Origin of the sequence: uncultured Parabacteroides sp., from assembly GCF_905196875.1 — a bacterium.
Classification (GTDB): domain Bacteria; phylum Bacteroidota; class Bacteroidia; order Bacteroidales; family Tannerellaceae; genus Parabacteroides.
Genome location: NZ_CAJJWO010000034.1, coordinates 1 through 24,522, shown reverse-complemented (window position 1 = coordinate 24,522; position 24,522 = coordinate 1). Strand labels below are relative to the sequence as shown.

The following is a 24,522-nucleotide window of genomic DNA, read 5'->3' as shown; positions in this document are numbered from 1 at the left end:
CAATTAGTACTTAGTAGCTGAACCTATTTTTATGTCGACTGTTGCCTTCTCCACCCCCTCTGATGTTATAGTCAAACGAAGCGGACGGACTCCATTCCGTTTCGCTTTGATTATTACTAAAAACAGGCCGTTAAAGGCAGGACGAGCCGGTTCTGAAAAAGTGATCAGGCAGGTCGGATCCCCATTATCGGTTGCCACAATCTCTCCGTCTCCCTCCAATGTGCAGGTAATCATATTTTCGGCAGTCGGTACGGCATTTCCATCTTTGTCTTCAAACGAAACTTTTACGAAAACCAAATCCTCACCATCCGCCTTGATTACGGTCTTATCCGGTTCGGCTTTGAAGCGAACTGCATCACCGGTTGTCTTCACCGAAGCCTCTGCCCATTTGCGATTTTGCTTATAGGCAACAGCTATCAATTCGCCCGGCTGATAGACCACACTGTCCCAACGGAAACGATATTCATAAGGTTGTTTCACTTTCTTCCCTAACGATTCACCATTTAAGAACAACTCCACCTCATCACCAGAGCTGTAAACAAATACAGGTGTTACCTGCCCAATCCTGTCCGGAAAATTCCAGTGCGGAAGAATATGTACCATCGGCGTATCCGGCATCCAGCGGGATTTATACAAATAATAGCGGTCTTTCGGGAACCCCGCTAAGTCGACAATCCCGAAATAACTGCTGCGGGAGGTCGGGCGGTTACGTTCTATCTTTTCCAGTTCTTCACGCTGTGCAGCCAGTTCTTCTTCACTCATAGCTGCCGAATGATTCAATAAAACACTGGCATCACTGTTGAAAGGAGTCGGTTCGCCCAGATAATCAAAGCCGGTCCATACAAATTCCCCGCAAATACCAGGATACTTGTCCAATGCGGCAAACTCCCAATCCGGTAGTCCGCCCCAACCCGGTTGCACCAAATCGTAGGAAGAGACATGGAAACGACGCGGGAAATATTCCCCTCTCGAACTCATGGTCGAACTCGATTCACTAGAGTAACCGGATAAGTGCTCATGTCCCTCCTTATTTAGGAATTCTCCATAAAAATCAGGTCCACCATACACACCAGCCGCATAATTCATGCCATGTACATCGACTTGCAACTCCGTACCGTTCAAGGCCGACTTACTCGGATAAGAAGCCCCGAACGTAGCCGGGCGGGTACGATCGAAGCGATGTACCACCTCCGTCAAATGACGAGCGATTCCTCTCTCCGGTTCATATTGTTCGTGCACCTCATTACCCGTACTCCACATGATAACGGAAGGGTGGTTACGATCGCGGCACACCAACATCTCGATGTCTTTTTCATGCCACTCGTCATACAAAACGCTATAATCATTTTCTTTCTTCCCAATTGTCCAACAATCAAAAAGTTCATCCATCACAACAAACCCCATCTTATCGGCAAGCATCAGCAATTCCGGTGCAGGCGGGTTATGGGATGTACGAAGCGCATTACAACCGAAACTTTTCAAAATACGCAATTGGCGTTCCAAAGCCACCACATTCATCGCCGCTCCTAAAGCACCCAGGTCATGGTGGTTGCATGTTCCATTGATCTGCACCCGTTTACCGTTCAACAAGAAACCATTGTCGTGTGTAAATTCGATCGTGCGGATACCAAACGGTGCGTCGTAAACATCTACCTGCTTGCGTTTATTATACACCGTAACCCGGACCAAATAACGATTCGTCTCTTCGATACTCCATAACTTGGGTGATGCTATGCAAAGCTCCACACTGTCTATCCCGGTCTTTCCGGAAAGCAATGTCAACGGGCGTTTATCGGATTCGGCAACTAATTTGCCTGGGCGGTCCGCCTCATCCAATTCATAAATATGTACTTTATATGCACCCTTCACATCATCAGGGAGTGTGTTCCGTACCTCTACAGCCACTTTAGCGATAGCTTGTTCGGGGGTGATTCGAGGTGTTGTCACAAAAACACCCCAATGGGCAACATGTACCGATTCCGTTTTGACCAACCGCACATGCCGATAGATTCCTGCTCCCGGATACCAACGCGATCCGAACTTCTCAGTGTTCAACCTCACAGCCACCACATTCTCTTTTCCGTAAAGAAGATGAGGAGTCAGATCAACCCGGAAAGAACTGTAACCGAAAGGACGTTCACCGACTTTCTTTCCGTTCAGCCAAACCTCGGCATTTGCCATGGCTCCATCGAAGTCCAGATAAAACTGTTTCTGCTTATCTTTCACCGACACTTCGAAATGTTTACGATACCAACCGATCCCTTGCCAGGGGAGCTTACCGGTATATCCATCCAAATCTTTACGAAACGGACCTTCAATCGCCCAATCATGAGGAACATCCAACAATCGCCAACCCGAATCATCAAACGAACTGGCTTCGGGAGAAGCCGGTTCCGGACAACGAGAGCCATCAGCCTGTAAGCCAAACCGGGCAAACCGCCAGTCCCTGTCAAAATTCAATTCTTGCCGCTGTCCCCATGCAAACAGCCCGATACAGATAATCCATATACTAATTAAAACAAACTTTCTCATAACGATTTTACCATGCTATCTCTTATTCGATATTCAATTATCTTTTCTCAAAAACAAACCATTCCAGATTCAATAAATTTTCCTCGGAGGTCTCTGCTCCAACCGCCTTAAAGACCAATATCAGTGCATGTTTTCCTGTGACCGGTTTGATTTTCGTTTCATGAATAGCATACGCCGTTTCACCCTGCATCGGAGCTATCTCGCAGGTCCCGAGCAACTCACCGTCCGGACTATCCAGGCGAATTTCGATCTTAGCCGCTTTGTTTTTATCCCAGGTCTTACAAATGAAATGGTTGACATCCGAACCGGTAAAGTCATAATATTTCCAATACGCATGATCACCATCGCGAATAGCAGCCAGGTATTCGACCGGAATATCATTCGCCGGACGACGTACGGATACCATAACATTACCAGACATCAGACAAGCTCTGGCAGCATCCATCCGGTATAAAGGAGAAATAGGTCCGCCAATCCCCTGCGTAGTCATTTCTACTTTTGGGATCGTTCCGTCCGGATTAAAAGTAATAGGCTCCAGGCAAGCCTTTCGCATAGTTGCACTAGCATGAGTGGGGCGATGATAAGCAATGTACCACTGACCGTTGATTTCGGTAATACAACCATGGTTATTCACCAAATTCCGGCCACTGCCCCAATTATCGATAATAACCCCTCTATACGTATAAGGGCCTAACGGCGATGTTGATGTCGCATAATCCAACGTTGCACAATTGGATTCTCCATGCTGCGAATGGCTTCCATACACAAAATAGTAGATACCATTCCTTTTCCGGACAGAACTGCCCTCGTTAAAGAAATGAGTTTCATACGTCAGCAAGTTATCGTGCACGGCACCTTCAATTGAGAGCATATCTTTACTCAATTTCGCTCCTTTGGCATATCCTTGTCCCCAATAGAGATAGGCCTGCCCATCATCATCGATGAATACGGAGGGATCGATACCTTTTGCACCTTCCATCACTTTCCCATTTTTAAACGGACCGTAAGGAGAAGAAGATACAGCGACACCTTCATCGTCACCACCTCCTGCCAAACAATAGTAGAGATAATATTTCCCGTCATGATAGATACAATCCGGAGCGTATAAGATCCTGTCGGTATAATCCACTTGTTTACCCGGTCCGTCAGTAGCAAAAGAAAATTGTTCCACATTCCAGTTCACCAGATCAGAGGAAGAAAGCACGTTATAGGAACGCGAACACCATGCATTGCCTGGTTCATCACGCGATCCGTAGACATAGATACGTCCATCGGGCATCTGTCTCACTTCCGGATCGGCTATAAATACTCCCGGAGGTGCGATAGGATTCAGCATCCGGTTCGTTGAGACAGGAATGGCATGGCCATCCGATGTTTGTTTCGTATTAAACTGGCAACTGGCAAGCAGTCCTGCCATAAGCAGGCTGCCCGCCAAGAATAAAAAATGTGTATGTGACATTGATTCTTATTTTAAGCTTGGCCATACTTTTACACGTTTACCGGAAAGTGTTTTCTCGATCGGTCCTACAACCGGAGAGGCGGAACGTTCGTTCCCGAAATAGTCTTTATCCACATTATAAGGAGAGCCGTCGGGGTTCTCAAACGGGAGACCGGAAAGCTGGGTAATGCCTAAGCGATCGGAAAACACTGTTTTTCCTTTGAAAAAACATAATTCTTGCAAGTCGATATCACTGATTAAGTAGACTTCACCATCCGCCGTCTCTTCCACGCGAAGCTTCGGGTCTACCGCTTTCTCAACCCAATCCTCTTTCTTATTCGTCATAGGCAAAGCACCATTCAAGAACAAATTGTGTTCTGCATAGATAGGACGCTTGGAAGCATCGAATACGACCATTCCATATTTCAACTTTTCGTTATTCCCGCCGATAAAGATATTGTTATAGTAACGGTGGTCGCCCTCCGTGATCGTACAGATTCCTTTCACCTCGGTAGAATGGTTCAACTGGTACGGCGTGTAACGTGAGTCATCCAAACGATTGATGTCACCCATGAAGATGTTATGTGCATAAGCGCCCCCATCGGTATTTTCCTGTATCGCCCGGGAAGACAAAGAGATGTTATTATCAATCTTGTAAGGTCCATGTGACACCTCAAAGAACAAATCTTGCGCCAGATTATCATACAACAAATTGGAAGAGACACGTGCGCCCTGTGCCATCCAGTCCAGCCAAATGCCATAATGTCCTGTTTTATGGATTCGATTGTGATGGATATATGTATCTATTGCGCCATGCAATTTGATCCCCGCCATCTCGGCACCGCCAAATTGTTGTTTCACCAAAATATTATAAATATGGTTTCCATAGATCTCGCTAAACGCCGCACCCATGCTACCGCAAATGCCTGTCTGCTCGCAATCAGAGATGATGTTGTTGCGCACGATATGCGAACCGACATTCTCTTTGCTCCATCCACGGCGCAAGGTATTGAATATAACCTCTATATAATGCGCCGTACCATCCAACCGCTTATCGTTGCAATCCAAGTTATGTCCGCTGGCACACTCTTTGCCCAACGTGATACCGTTGGCGCGTGAGTTTTTGATGACGTTATCCTCGATGATCCAACCTTTACTCCAATGCGGAGCGACCATACCGACCTGTTCAGCCGTTGGGGCAGCCCATTGCGTAGCAGCCTGGCTGATATGGAAGCCACGAATTGTGATGTAATTCAGTCCTTCACGAGTCGGATAGAAGCAGGTAGGGCGAACTGAAACCTCTACTGTCTCCTTATTCGGATCGAGGTTGCCAAAGTGTGCATAAATGGTTGTATTGTTAGCGTCCACCTCTGCAAACCAAACATTTGTACACCCTTGCGGATCACGAATCGTGCGGATCGTATCCGGTGTAAACACCTTATCCAAACTGAATTCTTCATAAAGTGAAACATCATTCAGATAAACATCTCCCGTATGATGAATCCGCTCGGACCAAAGCCAGTCGCCATATAAGCGGTCGTTAAACGGATTATAATTACCAAAGAACGTGTTAGGCAATACCACCTTCCATACACCTTTTGCTTTCTTCTCTTTTTTCCAACCGGTGACCAGCTCGGAACCTTTAATCTCCGCTTTTTCACCGTCAGCCACCCGATAAAGGATACGTTTCCCTTCCCGTTCACCGCCACTCAGCGGATTGACCCATTCACGATAAGTTCCGTTATGCACTGTTACCGTATCGCCCGGCAATGCCTGTTGGGCAGCCCGATTAATTGTTTTGAACGGTGAAGATACGGCTCCGTCGTTGGCGTCACTCCCTTTCACCGACACATGATATTCCCTGGCAGACAACAAAGTTCCACATAAACAGAATATCGGGATTAAGCATAGTACTTTTTTCATGGTTTGAATATTCTAAACTGTTACACTGATTTAATCACGCAAATATAAAAGCAGCTACTCCCATTTAAAATAGCAAATAGCTGCCTATTCTGTGGATTATTATTGCCTGCTGTTGTCACACAAATCGAACGAACGAATTTGTTGTCCTTTCTCCATCTGATACAACATCCAACCGCTGTTATCTTCCTTTTCCTCCAAACGCCAACTCAATGCGGGGTTTTGCAACATTTTACGGATATATGTCGGGAAAGCGTCTGCCCTACGAGCCTCCTCCCAGGTACGAACCACATTGAATATTGCATATTTTTGAGGGCAACTTTCCACATCCTTCTGGCCGATCCTAAACGCGTATGTGCAACCATAACCGATAGCTGTAGCCTCGATATGCTCAAAATCTTCTACAGTAGACTTCTCCGTTATCGGAAAATTACCACCAAAGGAAGAGGGGAAGAAGTTAGCATACGTTACATCACGCAAGTCTTTACCTTGGCTGGTAGTGCTACCCCAGACACGTTTCTTCACATCATAAATATTCAAGCCGCCACCTACGTTCCAAATGCTTTGGTAGTGCCAAGAACCTTCGGAAAGGGTTGCTCCCGTAAAACGAATATCCGGCAAACCATATTCCTTCGCCTGGGCAAACATATTGCGGAAGAAACGTTTCACACCATAGCCGCCAAAGCCGGTATGGAAATAAAACTCCTGTCCGTCGTAATCAAACATGCCCAAACCGCTGTTCTTGCAAATATCGGCATAATAGCGTGCCAACTCATCCTGCAATTCCAAGTTAGGAATCAATCCGGTATACGCTCCGCCTACCGCCGGTTGAAGTTTATCTACCGCATCGCCCTTTGCATGGGCAACAGGTTGAGTACCCCAATAACCACGTGTCACATTCATCAAACGATACGGTTTCTCTTTCGTTACACCGAGATAGTGGATCAACTCCTTGCCGATCTTAACCATGTTCAACTCCTTAGAATGCCCTTCCCAGCAAGCTATTTCTTCCAAATGGATAGGATCATCGATATAAATCAGCGTGTCTGTTTCATTCAAGTCTGCCGTCAAGAAACGACGATGCAGGATACAGATACTATCCGAAGGAACCGGGCTACAATCCTTCGTACCGGGTGCCATAGAGTTGGAGATGGAAGTACGTCCCAAAATCAACCCATCCTTGGCCAAAAGATCGGCATACTCACGGGTTGACAAATCCTTGTCCGTAAAATGGTAACGTTTCTTCTCATGGTTCGGGCCGTCAATGAAACCACCATTTCCCCTATCAGCATGCAGGAAAGGCTGATCATACGTATGAATCACTTTCAATCCCATCTGTTTGGCATACGAAGCCACACTATCCATCAATCCACCATATGTACATATATCCGGCATGAAGTTAGTAGGATCTTTTACCCACTTCCCTTGGAAGGTAGGATAAGGAAGCCCTTCATTCAATACGATATCCTGAATGACTTCCATCAAAGACGTACTGTCGGAGCTCCCCCACAAAGCGATGGACGAGCCGATGAAGTCCACTCCGGGAACATCTTGGCGCATCATGTGGTTAGGTTCGTTATTTTGGAAGATAGGATTACCCTCCGGAGAATAGATCATCTTACCTTTTCTGCGGTCACGCGAATGATACCGGATATTGATTCGTCCGTTGCAATCGACAAAAGCCGTTGTTCCATATAAAATACGAAAATACGGTTCTTTCCGGTTATAAAAAGCCACATCGTTAATACCGTCTCCCCCCATCGTAAACTGCTGCCCTTCATGCAAAGTTAACGGTAGCGGATGATTCACCGGGTCAGGCGTATGGGCTATATAGCCCGAAGGACCTGTTTCGGAAGTATAACGCGATTCTCCCCCAATCGTATTATCGTCCAATGCCAATGCTCCGATAGCATAGCCTACTGCCACCGACGTGTCACGCGCCACACCGATCATTTCGCCTAATAAATTGGTTATATTTGTATAATAATTCCCCCATTGGATACCATCTATACCATTACGAGGTTCCAGGCTTTCCAGCTTCAATTTGAAATATTTTGTCTTCTCATCCAAACTGACCGTAGCCACAGAGCCGTTCTCGTATTCCAACCGATACTTGCCATTGCTATAACTTGCCTTTTGCGGATAATAATACCGCTTCAAGTCTTCATCATAAATAGACAACAAAGGCGACGGCTGGTCTGCCGGGCTGAAATTACGGCTTTCGCGTGTTAAATTCCACATGCCGGTTATATACCCCCGGTTATCTATATCGATACCGAAACGATCTGTTTTGAACGAACGAGTTCCTTCCGTTCCACAAGCTGACAACAATAAGGTAATTGCAGCCAATGAGATTAAATTCTTCTTCATTATCATTGATCAAATTAATTTGTATTTTTATTCACATATTTCATTAAACGATTTCATCCTCCCCTGCATTTCAAAAAGAAGCTCGCCACCTTGCAAAACCTCGTCAAACGTAATATATGTCCGGTCCAGAAGCTGATCGTTCAAGAATACCTTATCTACGTAGATATTCTTTTCCGATAAATTGTTAGCCTTGATAACAAATTCTTTTCCCGAGGAGAATTTGATTGTTGCCTTCTGAAACAGAGGGGAACCTAATTCATATTGTCCGGAAGCCGGATCCATCGGATAGAAGCCCAACGAACTAAAGACATACCAGGCACTCATCTGTCCGGTATCTTCATTGCCGCAAATACCCGCCGGAGTGTTATCATAGAGGGTAGTCAATACCTGGTTGACATACTTCTGCGTCTTGTCTGGACGGTCTACCCGGTTATACATATAAACGGTATGATGCCCCGGCTCATTGCCATGTGCATATTGTCCGATCAGTCCGGTAATATCACCGGAGACATTCTCTCCACGCAATTCGGAAGACATACCGAAAAGTGTATCCAACCGAGCCTCCAATACCTCCTTGCCTCCCAACAACCCGGCCAGTCCTTCCACATCGTGAGGGACAAAAAAAGTCCATTGCCAACCATTGCCCTCACAATAATCATCCCTGCGATGAGAAGAGGCCAACGGATCGAAAGGCGTACGCCAGCTACCATCCTTCAGCCGTCCCCGCGCCAGCAAGGTGGTCGGGTCAATCACATTCCGATAGTTGAGCGCGCGGTTCGCAAAGTAAGCGGCTTCCTTTTGTGCGCCAGTTGCTTCGGCAAAACGGGACAGTGCATAATCATCGAACGCATACTCCAGCGTACGTGCTACCGACTCCATCTCCATGTCGCAGGGAACATATCCATACTTCTTATAATTTTCCAATCCGACAAAATAGCCCATGGAATAGCCGCACGTATCTTTCATAGCCGATGCCACCATAGCCTCCAGCGCCAGCCGAGTATCGAAACCGCGGATGCCATTCAGATAGGCGTTCGCTATCACCGGCAACGAATGAATACCTGTCATCTGATAGTTCTCAATGCCCCACAACGTCCATATCGGCAACTGTCCGGCATATTTGTAATGCTCCAGCAACGTCTTCATATAATCATTCGCCACTTTCGGGTTCAACATCGCCAATAAAGGACAAGCCGCCCGGAACGTATCCCAAAAACCGACCACGCCTCCGTAATAATCAAAACCATCGGTTTGATGCACCTGCCAATCCGGTCCTCTGAAACGATTGTCCACATCCGACAACAGAAACGGATATAGCATGGCATTGTGTAAAGAGGTATAAAAAAGTTCTTTCTTTTTCGGATCATCCGTTTCTATTTCTATCTGCCCCAACGTACGGCTCCAGGATTCGGTAGCAGACCGTCTTATCTCTTGAAATGTCCTGCCTGATGTCTCCGATCGCAAATTCGTGGCTGCCCCCTCCATACTCACAGAAGAAAGTGCCGTCCGGACTTCCAGCTCGCCATGTTCGTTTTCAAAGGATAATACCGCCTTTACATTACGTCCCTCGGCAGAAGAAACTTCCTCTATACGTTGGTCATCGACATACAAGATACATGCTTTGATAGGAGATGAAAACGTTGAATAGAAATAGACCTGCTGCTTCGGCGTCCAGCCATTCGAAAAGCGATAGCCGCGAATCGTATAAGGGTCGACCCATTCGAACGCAGAGGCATACACCGTATCCACATCGTGCTCTGCCTGTATTGTACAAGCACTTTCCGAACCATACTTTAAATCGACAATTACCGGCATTTCCCCTTGGGATGCATACTTGTAGCGTTGTATCCCACACCGGCGGGAAGCAGTCAACTCCACCGTCAATTGCTTGTCATACAAATTGACCGAATAATAGCCCGGCTCCGCCTTTTCCTCCTGATGAGACAAAGCCGCCTGGTATTGTTTTAAGTGTAATTCATCCTCACCCGTAGGATGATTCAATGGCAACGGTATAAACAAGATATCCAGAAAGTCGGCACACCCTCCTCCGCTTTTATGCAGATGGCTGAATCCCAAAACAGTCGGATCGTCATAATGATAGCCGGCACCATAAGGGCGCGTATCCGCACCGATCTGCATCATGCCGAACGGCACAGAAGCGACAGGAGACACCCTGCCCTCCCAAGCCGTACCAATCCATTTATTCACATAGCGGTTATTCGAATCCGGGGCATCCTTGCATCCTGTGGTCAACGGTGCTAATTTCTCGGGTGACACTGCATAGGTTGCATTCCCCGACTTTCCGAAATTATAATGTACAACAGGTTTTACTTTGGCATCCCCGAACAGAGATAGAGCTATCAACGCTGTCGTCATTGTCATCCTTTTCCAATTCATAGACTTTTATATTTTTCAGATTAGACTTAAATCAACTACTACTTGCTTATATAAAAGACACTTCTTGTACCTAGAACATTTAGACCAAAGAGTTAAAAAAGTACAAACCAAATCAAGAAAAGAAGCTTCGAACAAAAAAATCCCTCTAAAGCAAGATTAACGAGTTCTACAAACATTCAACCTTAACAAAAGAAATTAGAAAGCAAAACAACGATCTTCATCCGTACGTACATAGATACCAGGCAGCTCCATAGCCATCATGCAAACGGGTACCTCTAAGTTCCACATCAAAATACCCCAAACGTTCGTAAATGAAACCATTTGGAGTGATCCCTTCTACATATCCATCCACTCCTTCCGCTTTCGTTGTGAAGTTGAACAAGGCAAAACGGTTACCGGTCCAAGGTAATCCCAACTGTTTACCATTAAACTCGTCAGTTGTGGCCGGAGCCATCAACCGCTGTTGTTTCTTACCCACATCCGGTTTCCGGTAAGTAATCACATCCTTACCGTCGACACCCAACATAGGCCATCCGTCTATCCACTTTACCGGAAGCAAATGAGGCACACGACCAATTGGACCACGGTCTTGCATAATAATGAACCACCAGTCACCATTCTTCAGTTGCACCATTCCTCCCTGGTGTAGTCCGTTGGGCGGATAAGAAGTCGCGTCCTCCACGATCACCTTATGTTCGTATGGTCCGTAAATATTTTTCGAACGGAGACAGACCAGCCAACCTTCCGTACCTCCTGCCGGGCAGGTGATATAATACATACCGTTTATCTTATACATATGAGAACCCTCCATTCCAAAATTCGGTCCCCAGGTCCTACTATCTTTAAAACCTTTCTCCCATATCTGCACAGGTTTTCCTTTGACAGATTTTACATCCTCATTCAGTTCGGTAATAGCTTGTCGACACGAAATAAAATTTATCATCAACCCGAATAACATCCGGATCCGGCCAGTCTCCCCACATGATCGGGTTCGTAAAAGTCTCGTTGCCGTTATCGGAATTCCACACTTGTTGTGCATCTACAACATAACAACCCATCATTAATAAAACGATGGATAAACATAACTTCGAACTCATATACTTTATTATTAATGATCTATCTTTATATCAACCGTCACCTTCACTTCTTTATCCGATACTCTATTGTCTTACCAGCCTTTACCTTTATCTTCTTCCAATTCACAAAAGCGACACTAGATAAAGGTTTTACCACCTCAGCCTCGCTCTCGCTCAAGACAGATATTTCCGCATCAAAAGGTGTCGTATTTGTGATTGACAAAAGCATCTCACGCTCGTTTCCTTTGATAAGTTTAACATCCACATGGTCGAACGCATAAAACATATTCTTATCCGTACGTATATAGATACCGGGCAGTTCCATAGCCATCATGCAACCATTCAATTCCGTCCAACCATTGCCGCCATCACCATTTAAGCGAGTACCTCTGAGTTCTACATCACAATACCCCAAACGTTCGCAAATGAAACCATTCGGAGTGATCCCTTCTACATATCCATGCCACACATCATGCAGCAATTCTGCATAACGAACATCTTCCGTTTCACGGAATACACGGAATAAAGCATCTGCCGAAGAGGTACAGAAACCCGGTGCACTATGCTTATTCTGCGTACTAGCCCATACAGCACCGGTCAGACGGCCATCCACTTGAGCCAACTCCGTATTTTCCGGCAAAACATAATCAAAGGAAATCACCCAAGTCGCACACAGATTGGCAGCATCCTGCGCCCTCTTTAACCAAACCGATTTACGAGTCAATTCATACAACAAATTACATGAAGTCAGAAAAGCGATAGAAGTTTCCGAATCAGCATTCTGAAGGATATCCCCACAACCTCCGGATGTAAAACCGACTAATGAATACTTTTTATAATAAGCATCCCCGATCTGTTCAGCAATATTCAAATATTCCTGCTTGCCATAATACTCGGAAGCCAAAGCCAACCCGGCAACCGCCATTACACCGCTTGTCGAATTGCAAACCTCAACCTCCCCGGTTTCCACATTTATATAATTTCCCAGTTCACCATGTTTGTTCCAGGTATTCACAAAAGCATCAGCCAACCGCATGATACTTTTCTCCCATTCCGGGTTGATCTCATCAGCTTTGTTCTGAACTTTCAGCAACATAAACTGTTTCAACATCCAATACAACATATCGGCATTTTTACGTACGAGCGAAATCTCCGGCTTACTCCTTAATCCACCTAAAACCTTTCCATCCGAGTTTAGCAAATCATGAAAATAGCCGGCTTTTCCCTGTCCCCGCAAACCAAAATCAAACGTATTTTTAACCTTTTGCAAATGCTCCGGATCGCCCAAAGCCAACATGGGATAAGTATTCATCATTCCCCCAATCCATCCGAAAGAGATCCAATCGGCATTTTCCGGACGATAAAACTCCCAACCGTCACATTTCATATAACGTCGGTCGATATTAGAAGTCATCAAACGCATCACTTCGCTGGCAGGCTTCAAATTACGGGGGCTATTCTCTCCTGTTTGCAGCTTACGTACCTGATGAAAACGGTCCAACACGACCGGTACAGCCGGTGCATCGAAAGCAAACAGGCGGATACGTACTTTCACTTCTTCTCCTTTCCGGAAAGCGAGACCACGGTCACGGCTTTCACTGAAACCGATAAACTCAAGCCGTTTTTCGCGTACTCCTGGAGCACTAACCACCAATGAAGACACGGAGCGATCCGGAGTTTCCTCCACAATCAAAGCATGGTCATAAATTGCCCCATCCTTCTCTATTCCCTGATCCGTCAGTAAAATATATCCTTTCTGTTGAGCACGTTCCAGCCAAGCAATTGCCGGAGTAGCAGCATTATTTACAAGCACTTCCAAACGGGAGGGTGCGCCAAACTCCGGAGACAATTGAGGTATCGGATTCGAAGTCAATGCCAGATCCGGCCTTTTGTAATCCGTCTCGTCCAATCCGGTGGCATACTGGCGGTTGACGATCCGTTGCCTGTTGCCGTTATAAACAACAGAAGGAATCATCACATAATTGTCACTGCTCCAGTTGTAGCGATCAAAAGCGACAGCCACACCTGCCGATTGCAGGGCACGTTTCGCCTTGAAAGTGTATTCATAAACATATTCCGTCCCATACGGGGATGTATGCCCGTCGGGATCCCCCGTCAAACGAACTTCCCAATCCGAAGACGCAGGTGTGATTTCTTCACATCGCTCCAATCGGGCTTTATCATACATACACTCCAATAAACGGATAGCATTCCTGGTATTTTGTTTATCCGGCAACCACGATTTCCGGTTTTCCGCTCCTGCATGAACCAAAGTCATAGCACTTATGGCTATTAAAAAAATCTTACTTTTCATTGTTATTCCATGTTATTTTTGTTTAGGCCATACTTTCCACTCCTGTACGCCGCTTTTTTTAACTTCAATCGGTCCCGGATAGGGATGCCTGGTATTTCTTTTGTTTCCTAAATAGTCTTTATCAATAACCAAGGGACTATCATCTGTATTAGTAAAAGCTTGCTGAGGTATAATAGCCTTCTCCAACAGCTCAGTCGTCACCTGTGAGCATAAAGGTGTTTCAAGCCATTCTTCGGGCACATCCATCGAAAGATACCAACCATCGGCACGTTGTTCCAGCTTTACATCGGAGTTGAAACCGGAAGCGTCCATAAACGACTTATCCCGCTGGTTCGGTTGAGCACCGAAAGTAAATAGATTGCCGGTGTATCGGATAGGAAGCAGACATTCATCCCAATTGACCAAAGATGCCTTTTGCCCAAAATGGTTGTTAAACCATTGCAAATCGCCTCCCATGTTACGATAATTCCCAATCGAAACCGTTCCATGCGGTTCATAGATGAAAGAATAGCGTCCACCGGCACAACGATCCAACCCGGCAAACACCTTGCCCGTCACTAAATTGTGAACACCAGCTATTCCTTGCGACAAATTCAGCGAATAGCCGGATAGTAGGATATTGTTTGCCAACAATACCGGTCCGTGACATACCTCTATGAAAATATCCTCCTGCACGTTGTTATCGTGAAACAAATTACCCGTCACCTGCATACCTTGCGACCCCCAATCAAGCCACAAACCACGGATAGCGTTATAGATATGATTGTCCTTTATGACCGCATCCACGGCAAAGTGCAATTTGATCCCAGCCATCTCGTCTCCCTCGAAAGTTTCGTTTACACAAATATCATGAATCTCATTCCCCTCAATCACGCTGAATGCGCCGCCGCTACAACCAACGATACCCGCCTGTCCACAATCGTAAATATGATTGTTCCGAATGATATGGAATCCGGCTTCTTCCTTATTCCAGGAAGCATTCTTAAAATAATCCAACAGCTGCTGCTCGGTTTGTCCTCCGTTCGCTTCCGGATAGATGCGAGGCGGCAAGAAGAGATAGTGATGCGAATGGCCGAATGTCGGTCTACCCAACGAAACACCGGTACAACGGGAGTTACGGATTGTGTTATTCTCTATAACCCATCCTTTTGCCCAGCGCGGTCCGATCAGGCCGGGTTGTTCGGCAGAAGGAGGAGCCCAGTTGGTTGCCGCATTCTCCAAGATGAAGCCTCTTACCGTAATATAATGGATCCCCGTCTTGTTCGGATAAAAAACTTGCGGACGTACGGCAATCTCCACCTCCGAACGATTGGGATTCACTCCAGCCGGGAACTGTGCCCAAATAGTCGTCTTCCCGTCTTCCGGCATTTCCGGAGCACGAACGACCAAGCATAAATTGTGTTTACCTTCCAATGCACGTTTCATCAGGAGACGGAACTCTGCGAATGTCTCCCAATCTCCCGTATTAGTCACCTGTGCCATTCCCAAACATTCACCTGCCGGCGAATCCAAATGCAATTCCACCAGTCCACCTTTCGCCAAAGTGGCAGCCTGAAAAAGCAATGTATCCGTACCCTTTCCGAAATCCACCTGATCGAAAAACATCTCCGACCCGTCTTTCAAATAACCGAAAGGCCATCGATTGACAATCGCGATACAAATCGCGGCATCTCCGCCTTTCACTGAAGCATGCATAGAGGTTGTACGTTTACCGCCCAGAGGTTGTACCCATTCAAAATTCATTAATACCGGACCGCCATTGCCGTCTGCTTCGGTGTACCAATACGGCTGTTTGCCATCAAGCGGCTTTAGTACCTCATCCAACGAAAACGCTTCGCGGATACGTTTACCTTCACAAACCACCATCCCGGTATGGTTGGGACGGCCTTTTCCACGGTACCAACTGCCATAAATCTGTTCGTCAAACGGATTGCTCCCGCCAAAGAAAGAATTGGGCAAAGTAAGTTTCCAAGTGTTATTTTGTACCTTTTTCCAACCTTTGACCCGTTCAGAACCTGTAATGACCACCCGTTCGCCCTCAGCTGCCTGATAAATGATTCGTTTCTCGTCTGACTCGCCTCCCCTGGGAGGAGCTACCCGTTCACGATACACACCTTCGTGCACAGTAACTACATCGCCCGGCAGCGCCCGGTCAGCAGCGGCTTGGATGGTCCGCAACGGGGCTGACACACTTCCCGGGTTCGTATCCTTGCCTTTTACGGATACATGGTATTCCCGGGCTGAAAGCATGTTCTCACAGTAAAATAAAAATGCAAATAAAATTGCTGCCTGTGAGATTAATTTCTTCTTCATTATCATTGTTTTAATTTACAAATCATATTATATGATACTACTTGCTGTTTTAGAGTATCAAAAAAACAAGACATCGATTTCCACCAAATGTTACCTCAAAAAAATAGCATACCCCGACACCGAAGCATACTTTACTTAAGCATCGGGGCATGCTGAACTTAAGCACCGAAGCAAGCTTCGCCTCGGCACCGGTTACTGCTGCATTCAAGTCTATTCAATGACAGGTCTGTCATCGTCATCGTCCCCTTCATCCGGTCGCGCACCGACATAGAGCGTCACTGGATAGTCGATGAGGCGTGCCTGCTTCAAGCGCATGGACGAACTGCTGAAACAGGTTTCTATCTGGAGAATATAGGCTCCATCTTCTAAAGACGAGGCGGCAAACATGATCCGTTTGGGGTCGTTGATAGCCAATAGGGAAACATTGTCCACCTCTTGGCGTGTCTCGGCATTGAGGAAACGGACTGCTCCCATGCCGGTTCCCTCTGCATTGATTCAACGGATCTTATTGCCGGTCACATCCAGGATACCGCCCGAAGTGATTGTTCCATCTGTTTTTTCGGTCGCCACATCGCACACCAATCCGATGCGAACGCCTCCCATCGAACGGACAAGTTTGGAGAATTTGAAGTACCCAGGAAAACACCAAGTATCGTAGGCACATAGGTCGCCGTGGCGGTCGACACGATATGGCCGTCACACACTTTCTTGATAATTTTATCACTCATCAATTGGTTACAAAGCCGGAAGGTCTCCGGACGGATATCGGTTCGTTCAACGGTAATTTCACCAATCAGGTCGTCTTCCGCCAGCGAACGACGGGTTTTCATACGGGCAACATAGTCTTCAAGCACGTCGGAAGTCATCAGATATTCTCCCAGGTCAAATTCCCACTCATACACTTTTTTTGTTGCCACGATAATTAGATTTAAATGAATATTAGTTTCTTTCGTGTCCTTTCCTCCCCCCTCCAGGAGATCCGGATAGGGGGGGGCAGGGATCACGATAACAGGTTTTATGAGATGAAATCAACTCTATTTCAAAGGGTCAAAAGTGCCACCCCATTCGTTGTTCTGCTCCAATTTGGAGTTACGGTCCATGTCGTCTTTCTTGATCGGATAGAACCAATGGTTATTATCCAAGTTGAAACGATACAAAGATTTGTCTCCATCTACACATTCGATATAGTCGAAACGGAACTGTTTGTTCACTTCCGGATCAAACATATCTTTCGTCCAATCGAAGTTACCCTTTTCAACAATGCTGTAATCGTTGATGACCAACCACAAGGATGAACGATATTTCATGTTGTTCAGGATATCGAAACGCTTCCAACGACGTAAATCGTTCCAACGCTTGTCTTCATAAGCAAACTCGATATAGCGCTCAGTCACATAGGCTTCACGAATTTCATCCTGAGAAGTTGCTGTAATACCATATTTACCTGTTGTATTTTCTATACCGGCACGTTTACGGACATCATACAACACCTGCAATGCTTCATCACTCTTTCCAACTTCATTAGCGCATTCCCCATAATTCATCAACACTTCTGTAAAACGTATTTCCACCCAATCGATTTGAGCTTCATAGACTGTACCGGCATTGATGTTATAGTCGAGACCTTTACGTTGATAGAAGTTTGAACTGGCACCGGCTGCTTTTCCTATCTCATCCATAACCAAATGAGCATAAGCGCCATCGGTTAAGATATGCCAGCCGTTCCAATATTTATTGTTGCCGACAAGTATGTCGTTACAAGGATACTCCGTACCCGGACAGAATATTGTAGCATGAAAACGCGGATCACGGTTGTTGTAGAACTCGTTTACGAACTTTTGGTTGTACTCCTTATCCGTGGCCAAACGATTTACATCCAGCTCCAACGGAGTACCATCTACTTTCGGGAAAGCCATCAACAACGGCAGGATAGCCTGGTTCTGTTCAGCCATATCCCTTGTAAGAGGTAACGGACGAATATTCTTCTGATCCAGATAATGATCCGGACCATAGAACTGGTTCACCATGATCACCTCACAATTTTGCTCATCATACCAAATATCTGCATATTTACCTTGATACAACCCTTTACCTACACTTTGCAAGAAATCGACAGCCTCCTTGTTTGCTTTATAAGCCTGCTCCCAACGAGCCTGATCGTGGTTCGGATTGAACAACGGGCTGGCGTATGCCAATAGAATACGACCTTTCAATGCCATAGCACATCCCTTGTCGATGCGTCCATAGTCACTATCCCCCCAAGTGCCAGGCAGTAAAGAAATAGCTTCATCCAGATCCTTCACTATCTGGGCCATACATTCACTGGTGGAGTTACGAGAAACCAAAAGGGAATTGATATCAGATACATCCTGTACATCCAAAATTAAAGGTATACCACCCAATGCAAAGACTTTCCCCCAATAATCCCATGCACGCCAAAACAAAGCTTGACCACGCATTTGATTATTTTCTTCCACAGACAAGACAGCAGGGTCAACCGTCTCTAAGTTAGTCAAAAAGAAATTAATCCTATCAATAAATCGATAATCCAGTTTTTGCCCACTAATGTCTACAGAATATTCACCACGCACATACTGGTTCATTTCCGTTGGACCATTCATACCTTCATCTGAATTATTTGCCGAAATCGGCCAACCGGGCATCATGTTTCCATAAATATTCGACAGGAACGCACTGATCATTTGAGGATCTTTCCACACTCCATCCGGAGTAATGGAATTTGTATTTTCGTAATCCAGGCTGCATCCATACATTAAAAATGCACTAAGCAAACCGGCTAATAATTTGATTCGTTTCATTGTTTACTTCAGATTTAAAATTTCACATCAACACCAAAATTGAATGACCGCATAATCGGATAAGCATTACCATTTTCCAATTCCGGATCATAATATTTGAAGCTACTCCATACAAAAAGATTTGAACCCGTCACGAAAAGCCGAACATTATCAAACAACTTATTATAGAATTGATTTTTCGGCAAATCATAGCTCAATGTAATGTATTTCAAACGCATAAAATTGGTCTTCTTCAGCCAGAACTGACAATCGTCATCTTTGTATGTTCTCGGTTCATTTGCACTCTTCTGCTTCGGAAGCATAGCATTCGGATTTTCTGGTGTCCAACTATTATCATACCATTCAGCCCAAACACGATTCCATTCTACATTACCCGCCAGATCACGGAATGAACGATCTTTACCTAATTCACCGGAGAACATCATATCCAAACTCAAACCTTTCCAACTACCACCCAAGTTCAAACCATACTGAACAGGGAAGTTCTTGTTACGCAATACAACACGGTCCCAGCTATCAACAACGCCATCAGGTTTACCATCAGGACCAGAGTGGTCTTTATAAACCAGCATACCTAATTCCGGCTTCATACCTTTAAATGAATAATTCGGATGTTCTGCATTGAAAATATCCAACTCTTCCTGTGTACGGATGATACGGTCGAAATCATATCCGATCCAACGAGTTGTGGATGTACCAATAGGAATGTCAATCCATTGAGCATTCTCTGCATAATCTTTGTATTTGATTTCGTTCCAACCATAGGACAGTGTCAAATTACCAAAGTAATTGAATTCACAACTATTCCCCCTATATCCCAACTGAAGGTCGATACCTTGTGCATTCATCTTACCGTAGTTTTCGGCAGGCATGTCACGACTAAAGGTAGTCGGCAATGTCGCTTGACGGTTATCCAAAATATCATAAGATTTACGGAACCAATAATCAGCGCTCAAATTCCAATGATCCAGAAAGCTCATATCCAAACCAATATTATAGTTTAAAGCCTTTTCCCAAGTTAGATTCGGATTGACCACATTACCATAATTCAAACCAACATGTTTAGAAGGATTCTTACCAAAATAAGCACCTTTGATATCATTGTTATCATTCAGCTTTGTTGCTGTATAAGACTCCTGCCATTGCCATCCACCGACAGAATCGTCACCGGTCAGACCGACAGAACCACGTATCTTCATAAATTGAATCCACTTTTTGTTGAAGAAGTTTTCTTCCGACAATACCCAACCTAAAGAACCAGCAGGGAAGAATCCCCAACGCTGAGAAGGAGCGAAGTTCATAGAACCATCTTCACGGAAAGAGAAACCTAACAAATATTTATTGGCATACGAATAACTGAACTGTCCGACATAAGACATACGTCCGTTCTTAGAAGAAGGGTCTCCTCCTCCTGAGGTGAATTCACGCGAACTACCAGCTGCCCAAAATTGATCTGTCCGATAAGTTGGAAAGGTTTCCCTAAGACCATAAACACTATCATTGAAACCTTCAGACCATTCTGTCAACAATACAGCAGCCACATTATGGACATCGTTAAATGTATTAGCGTAATTCAAATAGAAATTCAATTGCTGTGTGTCTCCCCATTCAGAGTCTTTACGTAAATAGTCTCTGCCATATTGGCTAGACCGTTTAACACCAACAATATCCTCATCTCGTGTAGACATAATACGCCCGTTAGCACCACTATGTTTGGTAATATACATATCATAGTTAGTATAATATCCGTTTACCGTATTATGTGTCCAGGTTTTATTGTATTGGATACTTGCACTCAATCCCTTCAGGAAAGGCATTTTATATGTACCCTTTACTGTAAATGTCGGATTCAAGCGTTTGTCATTACGATATCCGTCATATCCCAATACACGGGCACCCACATTGGCGATCCAACCATAATCTATCAATTTTCCGCTGTCGGTAAATACTGGCTGCTCCGGTTGCCAAATACGTAATTTACCATACGTATCGTATGCCCAATCAGTACCATCACTGGCTATACGACCGATCTTGTCATTGGTTAATGAAAATCCGGTATACAACTCAAAATCATCGGTCACATCAGCCGTCACATTCATACGTATATTATATTTATCGTATGTAAGCGGAGCCAGGAACCCTTCTTGCTTCATATAAGAAGCTGCACCAAAGTAATGAATTCGGTCATTACCTCCCGAGATATTGATATTGTGTGTCTGTGTGGTCGGATTCTGATATACTTCATCTAACTGATTATACCCATAGCCATTGTTGATCGTTCGCATATGATCAATTTCCTCCTGAGTCCATTTACTGGTAGACTCTGGATTGACACGGTTATATATCTCAGCTGTTTGTACACCATCTGTCAGATCATAACTTTTTGTCCGAGTATCAACTGAGAAACCGTATGAATAGTTGATAGTCGGTTTACCGATCTTACCTTTTTTGGTTGTTACGATAACAACACCACCGGAAGAACGTGATCCGTAAATAGCAGCCGAAGCAGCATCTTTCAATACAGAAATGTCCTCAATTTCATTTGCACTCATCGCATTGAAAGAGGTAGCATCTCTAACGACACCATCAATAACATAAGTTACCGGCTGCGGATTATACTTTTCCTCCTTCCAAGAAGAAACGGTACGGATCTGTAATTTAGGATTTGTACCCGGAAGTCCATTTTTAGAGGAAATATTGACACCTGCCATTTTTCCTGCCAACAAATTCGCGGCTGAGGCAGTAGGAATGGTCGTCAGGTTTTCTTCCATCTTCATATTAGATACAGCTCCTGTCAACGATGTTTTTTTCTGTGTCAAATAACCGACAACAACCACTTCATCCAATAACTCTGTATCATTTGCCATCGTTATCTTGAGTGAATTTTTCCCTTTTACCGGAATCTCCATATTTTTAAAACCGACAAAAGAGATAAGTAAAGTTGCATTATCATCTACATTTAAAGAAAACTTCCCATCAATATCAGAAATCGTTCCATTATCTTTGGTTCCTTTCTCTAAAATATTAGCACCAATTACCGGTTCGCCATTCGGATCAACGATCATACCGGAAATTATTTTTTTGTTCTGGTCTACAGCCGAAGTAATAGTAGATGTTACTTTCGGTTTGTAGATAGATATCGTCTTGTTTTCAATATCATACTTAACTTCCATTCCTTCAAAAACATCGGCCAGGACTCGGTTTAAAGTTTCATCGGTCACATTTACCGTAACCTTTTGTTTGATATTAATATCATTATTACGTACCAGGATTGAATAGCCTGTTTGTCGTTCTATGTCATCAAGAACTTTACTAATAGGGGCATTTTTGTGATGCACAGTAACTTTTACACTTTGTAATGCGGTATTAGCATATACAGAAGTAGATATTACGCCCATCGCTAAAAATAAACCCAATTGTTTGATTGAGAAATACTTTCTTTTCATACTTTTGTAACGATTTCGTTAGTTAACAACTAATTAATTCAAAAAAACATCTAATGAATCGGAGAAAAGTGCCAACCATCTCCGATTCTTTTTTTAACTGGTATTTTCCATAAATTTTCTTTTAAAGTTAAACATCATATTCTAATTGAAGTTTTATCTATCCTTTAGCATTACCACGCTTCCACTTTGTTCGAAACGATATTTCTTATCCACGTCGATAAAATTAAACACTTCTTGAAGCGACATTGTCAGATTGATACTTCCTGTAAAGTACTCATTCGCCACCTTATTACTTTCTATGTGGATCTTTATATTATATTTCCGTTCTATATCTTTCAATATATCCAGGAAAGAAGCATTCACAAAACTCAATTTTCCGGTCGTCCATAAGGATGATTTATAGGAATCGGTTGTTTCCCTGTATAAATCTCCGGTATTACGATCATATATTGCTTTTTCATCCGGTTTCAAACGTACCTGTTTATTATTAGCAAAAACATCTACTCCTCCATTGATCAGTGATACTTCCGTTGCCTGATCTTCCGGATAGGAGCGGATATTGAAGACTGTCCCTGTAACTTTCACCTGCATGCCGCCAGCGTATACCTTAAAGACTTTTTTAGCATCCTTCGCTACTTCAAAATATCCCTCACCCACTAAATAGACATTCCTCTCCTTCTTCCCATAAGACAAAGGATACTTCAGAACAGAACCTGAATTCAAAACAGCAGTCGAACCGTCCGGTAAGAGGATCTTTGTCTGTGAACCTAACGGTACTGTTGTTTCATTATATAGCTGCTCGGCTGACTCATCTAATTTATTGTATGTAAAAATAGAACCGATGGAAACAGATACCATTAATAAAAGAACTGCTGCAACGTTTCGTGCATAAATAAACCAACGGCGCCGTAAAGTAGTTCCGGACATTATATGCAACCTTTCTTTCAAACGGGCATATCTGGTTTCTCGCTGAGATTCAAAGGCAGGAACATGAAGAAGTGCGTGCAACTTTACCATCTCGTTGTACCGCTCTCTATATAAATCAGATTCTTCAACTAATATGAACAAAGAAACTTTCTCCTTGTCCGTTATGGAACCTGAAATATAGTTACTCATTAGCTCCTCAAATAATATATCTTTATCTTGCATATACTGCTAAATTTTCCGGTTGTTTAGAATTAATACACATCTCAACCAGAAAACATTTAGATAAAATCATTTTTTTTGAATTTAATATAAGAAAAGAAAGAGAAGATGTTTTAATACCGGCTTCAAACGATCTGTCGCGTTCTTTAACTGAACACGCACCGTACTGACTGTCACCCCCATATCATTAGCGATAACATCGACTTCCTTTCCTGCATAAAAATACTCCTCAAAGACTTGCCTGCATTTCAATGGTAATTGATTTACTGCCGAACGTATCTCTTCTTCTGTCTGGCGCATTTCCACATATTGTAGCGGAACCGGTGTCGATTGGATATAATTTTCCTGAAAAGCCAACATTTGGTCTTTATGTTCATCCAAAACAGTTTGTTGCGTTCTTTGCATTCGTATGTAATTGAGACACCCATTCTGGACAGAGCGGACCAGATAATAATGTATGGGATACGATAAGGTATCTCTCTTGTTCCATATATTGACAAAAACATCATCTACAATTTCAGCACTACAGTTTTTGTCTAACAGATAACATAAAGCAACCGCATTCAAATAGCTATAATACGCACTATACAACTCGGAAAAGGCCTTTTCCGAACCATTTCTGATCTGCTCTATTATCTCTTTATTTATATGGTTTATATTCATAAATATCCAGCCGCTTTTATCTAATAAAACAATAGTTCTGGAAGAACTCAGTCCTTTTTATTTTGTAATGTAAATAAGAATCAGCACT

13 protein-coding genes and 1 pseudogene are annotated in these 24,522 nt (G+C 44.1%); all 14 read right to left on the bottom strand.

Going from position 1 to position 24,522, the window contains the following annotated elements; genetic code table 11:
* Nucleotides 1-3: 3 nt before the first annotated feature.
* The 14 genes and pseudogenes from galB to QZ076_RS12430 all read right to left on the bottom strand — a co-directional run bounded on the left by galB (nt 4) and on the right by QZ076_RS12430 (nt 24,434).
* On the bottom strand, nt 4-2,532 hold the full coding sequence (gene galB, locus QZ076_RS12495; protein ID WP_293713643.1) for a beta-galactosidase GalB: 2,529 nt from the start codon (nt 2,530-2,532) through the stop codon (nt 4-6).
* Nucleotides 2,533-2,569: 37 nt separating this feature from the next.
* Nucleotides 2,570-3,991, bottom strand: coding sequence for a family 43 glycosylhydrolase (locus QZ076_RS12490; protein ID WP_293713642.1), 1,422 nt, complete (start codon nt 3,989-3,991; stop codon nt 2,570-2,572).
* Nucleotides 3,992-3,997: 6 nt separating this feature from the next.
* A complete protein-coding gene (locus tag QZ076_RS12485) occupies nt 3,998-5,893 on the bottom strand; it encodes a right-handed parallel beta-helix repeat-containing protein (protein ID WP_293713641.1) in 1,896 nt (631 codons plus the stop codon).
* A 99-nt stretch (nt 5,894-5,992) separates the two neighbouring features.
* Nucleotides 5,993-8,260, bottom strand: a complete 2,268-nt coding sequence (locus QZ076_RS12480; RefSeq protein WP_293713640.1) for a hypothetical protein — start codon at nt 8,258-8,260, stop codon at nt 5,993-5,995.
* A 27-nt stretch (nt 8,261-8,287) separates the two neighbouring features.
* Entirely contained in the window at nt 8,288-10,657 is a 2,370-nt protein-coding gene (locus tag QZ076_RS12475; RefSeq protein ID WP_293713639.1) for a GH92 family glycosyl hydrolase, read from the bottom strand.
* 400 nt (nt 10,658-11,057) lie between these two features.
* A pseudogene (locus QZ076_RS12470) lies at nt 11,058-11,718 on the bottom strand (family 43 glycosylhydrolase); the annotation flags it as partial.
* A 79-nt stretch (nt 11,719-11,797) separates the two neighbouring features.
* A complete protein-coding gene (locus QZ076_RS12465; RefSeq protein ID WP_293713638.1) occupies nt 11,798-14,047 on the bottom strand; it encodes a glycoside hydrolase family 76 protein in 2,250 nt (749 codons plus the stop codon).
* A 12-nt stretch (nt 14,048-14,059) separates the two neighbouring features.
* Entirely contained in the window at nt 14,060-16,360 is a 2,301-nt protein-coding gene (locus QZ076_RS12460) for a carbohydrate-binding protein (RefSeq protein ID WP_293713637.1), read from the bottom strand.
* A 210-nt stretch (nt 16,361-16,570) separates the two neighbouring features.
* Nucleotides 16,571-16,834 carry a DUF4469 domain-containing protein gene (locus tag QZ076_RS12455; RefSeq protein ID WP_293713636.1) on the bottom strand — a complete coding sequence of 88 codons (264 nt, stop codon included), beginning with the start codon at nt 16,832-16,834 and terminating at the stop codon, nt 16,571-16,573.
* A 41-nt stretch (nt 16,835-16,875) separates the two neighbouring features.
* Nucleotides 16,876-17,277 carry a DNA-binding domain-containing protein gene (locus tag QZ076_RS12450; RefSeq protein ID WP_293713635.1) on the bottom strand — a complete coding sequence of 134 codons (402 nt, stop codon included), beginning with the start codon at nt 17,275-17,277 and terminating at the stop codon, nt 16,876-16,878.
* A 117-nt stretch (nt 17,278-17,394) separates the two neighbouring features.
* Nucleotides 17,395-19,179: a RagB/SusD family nutrient uptake outer membrane protein gene (locus QZ076_RS12445; protein ID WP_293713634.1), complete on the bottom strand. Its 1,785-nt coding sequence runs from the start codon at nt 19,177-19,179 to the stop codon at nt 17,395-17,397.
* Between the two features lie 14 nt (nt 19,180-19,193).
* The gene (locus QZ076_RS12440; RefSeq protein WP_293713633.1) at nt 19,194-22,625 is read right to left on the bottom strand and encodes a TonB-dependent receptor; all 3,432 of its coding nucleotides are present in this window, start codon (nt 22,623-22,625) and stop codon (nt 19,194-19,196) included.
* 153 nt (nt 22,626-22,778) lie between these two features.
* Nucleotides 22,779-23,774, bottom strand: coding sequence for a FecR family protein (locus QZ076_RS12435; protein WP_293713632.1), 996 nt, complete (start codon nt 23,772-23,774; stop codon nt 22,779-22,781).
* 81 nt (nt 23,775-23,855) lie between these two features.
* The gene (locus QZ076_RS12430; protein WP_293713631.1) at nt 23,856-24,434 is read right to left on the bottom strand and encodes an RNA polymerase sigma-70 factor; all 579 of its coding nucleotides are present in this window, start codon (nt 24,432-24,434) and stop codon (nt 23,856-23,858) included.
* Nucleotides 24,435-24,522: the final 88 nt, after the last annotated feature.

What these genes read in the sequence shown, in the direction of transcription:
- galB (WP_293713643.1), bottom strand. Translation starts at nt 2,532, where the DNA reads ATGAGAAAGTTTGTTTTAATTAGTATATGGATTATCTGTATCGGGCTG.
- QZ076_RS12490 (WP_293713642.1), bottom strand. Translation starts at nt 3,991, where the DNA reads ATGTCACATACACATTTTTTATTCTTGGCGGGCAGCCTGCTTATGGCA.
- QZ076_RS12485 (WP_293713641.1), bottom strand. Translation starts at nt 5,893, where the DNA reads ATGAAAAAAGTACTATGCTTAATCCCGATATTCTGTTTATGTGGAACT.
- QZ076_RS12480 (WP_293713640.1), bottom strand. Translation starts at nt 8,260, where the DNA reads ATGAAGAAGAATTTAATCTCATTGGCTGCAATTACCTTATTGTTGTCA.
- QZ076_RS12475 (WP_293713639.1), bottom strand. Translation starts at nt 10,657, where the DNA reads ATGAATTGGAAAAGGATGACAATGACGACAGCGTTGATAGCTCTATCT.
- QZ076_RS12465 (WP_293713638.1), bottom strand. Translation starts at nt 14,047, where the DNA reads ATGAAAAGTAAGATTTTTTTAATAGCCATAAGTGCTATGACTTTGGTT.
- QZ076_RS12460 (WP_293713637.1), bottom strand. Translation starts at nt 16,360, where the DNA reads ATGAAGAAGAAATTAATCTCACAGGCAGCAATTTTATTTGCATTTTTA.
- QZ076_RS12455 (WP_293713636.1), bottom strand. Translation starts at nt 16,834, where the DNA reads ATGGGAGCAGTCCGTTTCCTCAATGCCGAGACACGCCAAGAGGTGGAC.
- QZ076_RS12445 (WP_293713634.1), bottom strand. Translation starts at nt 19,179, where the DNA reads ATGAAACGAATCAAATTATTAGCCGGTTTGCTTAGTGCATTTTTAATG.
- QZ076_RS12440 (WP_293713633.1), bottom strand. Translation starts at nt 22,625, where the DNA reads ATGAAAAGAAAGTATTTCTCAATCAAACAATTGGGTTTATTTTTAGCG.
- QZ076_RS12435 (WP_293713632.1), bottom strand. Translation starts at nt 23,774, where the DNA reads ATGCAAGATAAAGATATATTATTTGAGGAGCTAATGAGTAACTATATT.
- QZ076_RS12430 (WP_293713631.1), bottom strand. Translation starts at nt 24,434, where the DNA reads ATGAATATAAACCATATAAATAAAGAGATAATAGAGCAGATCAGAAAT.